This is a genomic window from Pseudomonas sp. P4_C1, assembly GCF_056402155.1.
Window position 1 is genome coordinate 1 of the sequence record NZ_JBFUHY010000133.1, and the last position, 5,505, is coordinate 5,505.

Sequence of the window (5,505 nt, forward strand, 5' to 3'; positions counted from 1 at the left end):
TGTCAGTCCGCTATCGCGAGCAGGCTCGCTCCTACATTTGGTGTTAAGTGTTCTCAGGCGGGCCAATGCCGGGCGAATACCGGCGTCAGCGCCGGGTAGCGGTCGATGCGTTCCAGCCAGGCGAAAAAACCCGGCCTGGCATTACGCAAATGCTCCCGACTGCCCGCCCATCGCGAGATCACCGCTGCCAGCACATCCAGCGCCCCCGGCTTCTCGCTACCCAGGTACAACTCGCCCGAGAACTGATCGGCAAACACCTCCCAACTCCAGTGCAGGCGCCGGCGGGCGCCCTCCATGAGGTTGTGCCTGGACGACTCATCCGCCTCGGCCAGCCAGCGTTCGGGGTAATCAATGATGCCGATGGCCGCATAGCAATTGCTGACGATGTACGCCATGCCGCGAATGGCCTGGGCCCGCTCGGCCGGGTCTGACGGCAACAACCCCGATGCGGGAAAGGTCAGCCCGAGGTGAATCAGGATCGCCGCGCTCTCGGTCAGGACGCTGCCATCAGGTAGCTGCAAGGTCGGAATCTGTTTGAGCGGGTTGAGTTTCTCCAGCGCCTGGGCCGCCTCCGCAGATGTCTCGACATCGATGAAGCGATAAGGAACATCACAGAGTTCAAGGGCGGCCTCGATGGCCGCCGCCCCGGAGTTCTGATAACCGTAGAGCTGGTACATAAACATCTCCTTGTTCACCGCGATCTCTGCAGTGCCTCATCAATCGTCCCGGCAGAGGAACGCGCCAGATATCCAGTGTAGAAGCCGCCAACCGTCACACAGCGACCATCCGACGATCGCACCATCACGCTCAGAAGGGGTATGGCGCCGGTCCTATCATTGCCGTCGATGTTCACCATCAGCGCAATGAAGTTCTCATAAAAAATCCCCGGCGTAACATCTGCTCCATACCCACCCATCAGCACCCCGGAGCACACCATCATGAAACGCCAGACCCTCCTCAGCATCGCTTTCTCGGTTTTCGCAGTTAACGCTTTCGCCGCAACTTCTGCTCAACCTGTGGTCGCTGAAGGCGGCTCGGATCGTCTGATTGAAAGCCGTGTGGCCGAGGGTGGTTCCGATCGCCTGATCGAGAATCGTGTGGCCGAAGGTGGTTCAGATCGCCTGCTGGAAAAACGTGTTGCCGAAGGCGGTTCCGACAAGCTGCTGGAAAACCGCGTCGCTGAAGGCGGTTCCGACAAACTGCTGCAGAACCGCGTTGCTGAAGGCGGCTCTGACAAACTGCTGGAAAACCGCGTTGCCGAAGGTGGTTCCGACCGTCTGATCGAAAGCCGCGCTGTCTGAATGCAGTGCTTTACCGCAGGACTCAACGAAAACCCGGCCTCACCCGCCGGGTTTTTTATGCTTTTTTTGCGCCGCGATTACTTCCCTGCCCGCGCCATGCAGCGCTGGTAACGTTCATCGACCCGTTTGGCGAACCACGCGGTGGTGAGTTTTCGGGTGATTTTCGGGCTTTGCAACACGATCCCCGGCACCACTTCACGGGGTAACGGCCGGCCCTCGGCCCGTTCGGCCAGTTCGAAAACCCGCCGATAGAGTTTGCTGTCTTCGAAAGCCAGGGTTTTCCCCTCCTCCAGTTGTTCGCGGATCGTCGGATTACGCATGTCCAATTGCTTGCCGAGGGTGCGCACGGCCAGTTCCGTGGTGCCGGGCATGATCGAACCGTAGTTCACCAGATCGCCATCCAGCGCCAACGGAATACCGGACGCCCGGCTCACTGCGTTCTGAAACGCGGCGTTGCGGCTGGCGTACCAACCCGCGTTGAAGTCCGCAAAACGGTACAGCGGCTGCGGGTAGCTCACCGGGTACCCAAGCAGATGCGCGATGCCGAAATACATGCCGCCGCGCCGGGTGAACACTTCATGACGAATCGAGCCCTTCACCGGGTACGGATAGCCCTTGGCCTGCTGTTCGGCAAAATCAATGCCGACCTGCATTGGCCCGCCGGTATGCACCGGGTTGAAGCCGCCGAACAGTTTTTTGCCCATCGGCACCATGTCGATGAAGTCGTCGAAAATCGCGCTCAGTTCCTTTTCACTGCGCGCGGCATTCAGGCGGTCGCTGTAGCTTTTGCCACTGGGCGAGTCGAGCTTCAGCGCAGCGCTCACCAGCAGGCCGGGAATGTGTGCCCTGGCGGCGCGACGGTCGATCTCGTCGCGGGCGATCTTGCCCAGGCCCGGTACGCCCGGGTCGACCTGAAAGGTCGACTCCTGTTCGGTCACGGCCAGCACCGAGCACAGGTTTTGCGTGGTCGGCGAGATGTCTTGCGCGGTAAATGCCACCTGGATATCCGTGGCCCAACCCTGGGGATCGGCAGCCTTCGCCGGCAGCAAACGCACAATCTCGGCCTTCACTTGGGCCGGAGTGCGCGCCGCCGGTTCCTGGGTCCGTTGGCTGCCGCAACCGGCCAATACCAGCAACACGCCGACGCTTGTGATCAATCTGATTTGCATGTCATTCCATCTGATCCGTTGGTCCGGGCTAACCATACGACCAATGGCAGGTCAGCGGCTACGGCCGTGGCAGTCCGATGGTTGCCGCCCTCCCCGACTGGACCATACTTGATTCACACAGCGAGGAGGACAGGTTCATGCACCGCAGCGACGTGTTGATCGTCGGCGCCGGCCCGACCGGGCTGGTCCTGGCGTTGTGGCTGAGCAAACTTGGCGTGCGCGTGCGGATCGTCGACAAAACCTCGGCCCCCGGCACAACCTCCCGGGCGCTGGCCGTGCAGGCGCGGACGCTGGAGCTGTATCGCCAGCTCGGACTGGACGACGCCGTGGTGCAAAACGGCCATCAAGTAAAGGCCGGCAACTTCTGGGTCAAGGGTGAGCCCGTGGCGCGCCTGCCCCTGTCTCAGATCGGTGAAGGCCTGACCCCCTACTCGTTTCTCGAGATTTTCCCGCAGGACGAACACGAACGGCTGTTGATCGAGCGCCTGGAAGCCTTCGGTATCACAGTGGAACGCAACACCGAACTGGCAAGCTTCGAGCAAACCGCGGACGGCATCACGGCCACGCTGCATCTGCCCGACGGCCAGCAGGAAATCTGCCAGGCCTGTTACCTGGCCGGATGCGACGGTGCCCGGTCGATTGTGCGCAAGACCCTCGACACCGGGTTTCCCGGCGGGACCTACCAGCAGATTTTCTACGTCGCCGACGTGCAGGCCAGCGGCCCGACATTCAACGGCGAATTGCATGTGGATCTCGACGAGGCGGACTTCCTCGCCGTGTTCCCGCTGGCAGGCACGGGTCGCGCGCGCCTGATCGGCACGGTGCGCGACGAGCGCGCCGAACACGCCGAGACCCTGCGTTTCGAGGACGTCAGCAGCCGGGCCATCGAGCATATGAAGGTGAAGATCGAGCAACTGAACTGGTTTTCGACCTACCGCGTGCATCATCGGGTGGCGGATCACTTCCGCAACGGCCGGGCGTTTTTGCTGGGCGATGCTGCCCACGTCCATAGTCCTGCGGGCGGCCAGGGCATGAACACCGGGATCGGCGACGCCATCAACCTGGCCTGGAAACTGGCGGCAGTGTTGAGCGGCGGCGCCGAGGCCAGACTGCTCGACACCTATGAAACCGAGCGCATCGCTTTCGCCCGCAAACTGGTGGCCACCACCGACCGGGTCTTCACTTTCGTCACCGCTGACGGGCCGATTGCCGATCTGCTGCGTACGCGCCTGGCCCCGTTCTTGTTACCGAAAATGACCTCGTTCGAAACCTCCCGTCAGTTCCTGTTTCGCACAGTGTCGCAGATCACCCTGAATTATCGGGGCATGCCATTGAGCACGGGCGTTGCCGGGCACGTGCATGGCGGCGATCGCCTGCCCTGGGCCCATGACGGTGAGGGGGATAACTTTGAGTCACTGAAATGCCTGACCTGGCAGGTGCATGTGTATGGCGACACCAGCGACGAGATGATCGCCTGGTGCCACGAGCACCATCTGCCGCTGCATGTGTTCGACTGGCGACCGGCGTTCGAAGCGGCGGGTCTGGGGCGCAACGGCTTTTATCTGTTGCGGCCCGATACCTATGTGGCGATTGCCGAAACGTGTGCGGACCCGAAAGTGATCGAACGGTACTTCCGTGATCACGGGATCCGGCCGTTTTTTGGCGCGACCTGAAGCAACGCAGATCCACTGTGGGAGCGAGCTTGCTCGCGATGGCGCCGGATCAGTCAGCATAGATACTGGATGTTCCGGCCTCATCGCGAGCAAGCCCACAGGGGGTATACGGTGGTCCTTAGATCCCGGCCAAGGCCAGGTCCATCGCAAAGTACGTAAAGATCAGGTCTGCCCCGGCGCGCTTGATCGCCCCCAGGCTCTCGCGCACTACACGGTCTTCATCGATGGCCCCGGCCTGGGCGGCAAACTTGATCATCGCGTACTCACCACTCACCTGATAGGCCGACAGCGGCAGGCGCGAGGCTTCGCGGATGTCGCGGATGATGTCCAGGTACGCACCGGCCGGCTTGACCATCAGCGCATCGGCGCCTTCCTGCTCATCGAGCAACGATTCTCTTATCGCTTCGCGGCGGTTCATCGGGTTCATCTGGTAGCTTTTACGGTCACCCTTGAGCGCACTGCCGCCGGCCTCGCGGAACGGGCCATAGAGCGCCGAGGCAAATTTGGTCGAATAAGCCATGATCGCCGTCTGGGTAAACCCGGCGTCGTCGAGTGCCCGGCGAATCGCCTGGACCTGCCCGTCCATGGCCGCCGAGGGGGCGATCACATCGGCACCGGCACGGGCCGCCGCGACGGCTTGCCTGCCGAGGTTGATCAGGGTCTGGTCGTTGTCGACTTCATGGTTGTGCAGCACGCCGCAATGGCCGTGGTCGGTGTACTCGCAAAAGCAGGTGTCGGACATCACTATCATTTCCGGCACTGCATCCTTGGCGACGCGCGACATGCGCGAGACCAGGCCGTCCTCGCGCCAGGTGTCGCTGCCGCTGCTGTCCAGGTGATGGGACACGCCGAAGGTCATCACCGACTTGATCCCGGCACGGGCGTAGCGCTCGATCTCGCCGGCCAGCTTCGACTCTGGAATGCGCATCACCCCGGGCATGCTTTTGATCGGCACGAAGTCGTCGATTTCTTCTTCGACGAAAATCGGCAGCACCAGGTCGCTCAGGCTGAACTCCGTCTCCTGGAACAGGCTGCGCAGGCTCGCATTGCGGCGCAGACGGCGGGGGCGTGCTTCGGGGAACTGACTGGACATGGGTCTTCCTTGATTTCAGAGGGCGAGATGTAGGAGCGAGCTTGCTCCGGGCGGCGTTCCGACGATGGTCGTAAACGATACGCGCTTTGTCTGAATGCTCGCGTTGCCTTTACGTTTTTCGCGAGCAAGCTGAACTGGTCAACTAATTTTGGACACCAGTTACGGTTTTCATGCCGCCAGTTTTTCCATAGCTACCGGTGAACGATAGCCGTTGTAGCTATGGAGCCTGACGTTGTTGTAACGCATCACGTAGCGTTGCACGTCTATGC

At 61.6% G+C, this 5,505-nt stretch carries 5 protein-coding genes; 2 read left to right on the forward strand and 3 right to left on the reverse strand.

Annotated elements, in window-relative coordinates; genetic code table 11:
• Positions 1 to 53 precede the first annotated feature (53 nt).
• Positions 54 to 677, reverse strand: coding sequence for a glutathione S-transferase family protein (locus tag AC1DU9_RS29290; protein WP_477811219.1), 624 nt, complete (start codon positions 675 to 677; stop codon positions 54 to 56).
• A gap of 261 nt (positions 678 to 938) precedes the next feature.
• Here AC1DU9_RS29290 and AC1DU9_RS29295 point away from each other — a divergent pair, with 261 nt between their 5' ends.
• Entirely contained in the window at positions 939 to 1,301 is a 363-nt protein-coding gene (locus tag AC1DU9_RS29295) for a hypothetical protein (protein ID WP_223463430.1), read from the forward strand.
• Between the two features lie 77 nt (positions 1,302 to 1,378).
• Here AC1DU9_RS29295 and AC1DU9_RS29300 read toward each other — a convergent pair whose 3' ends face one another.
• Positions 1,379 to 2,470 (reverse strand): DUF1615 domain-containing protein, encoded by a 1,092-nt coding sequence (locus tag AC1DU9_RS29300; RefSeq protein WP_477811220.1) that lies wholly within the window; start codon positions 2,468 to 2,470, stop codon positions 1,379 to 1,381.
• A gap of 137 nt (positions 2,471 to 2,607) precedes the next feature.
• Here AC1DU9_RS29300 and AC1DU9_RS29305 point away from each other — a divergent pair, with 137 nt between their 5' ends.
• Complete coding sequence (locus AC1DU9_RS29305; protein ID WP_223463432.1) at positions 2,608 to 4,143, forward strand: FAD-dependent oxidoreductase; 1,536 nt, start codon at positions 2,608 to 2,610, stop codon at positions 4,141 to 4,143.
• Between the two features lie 118 nt (positions 4,144 to 4,261).
• Here the strand turns inward: AC1DU9_RS29305 and hemB are convergent, their stop codons facing one another.
• Complete coding sequence (gene hemB / locus AC1DU9_RS29310; protein WP_477811221.1) at positions 4,262 to 5,236, reverse strand: porphobilinogen synthase; 975 nt, start codon at positions 5,234 to 5,236, stop codon at positions 4,262 to 4,264.
• Between the last annotated feature and the right edge of the window lie 269 nt (positions 5,237 to 5,505).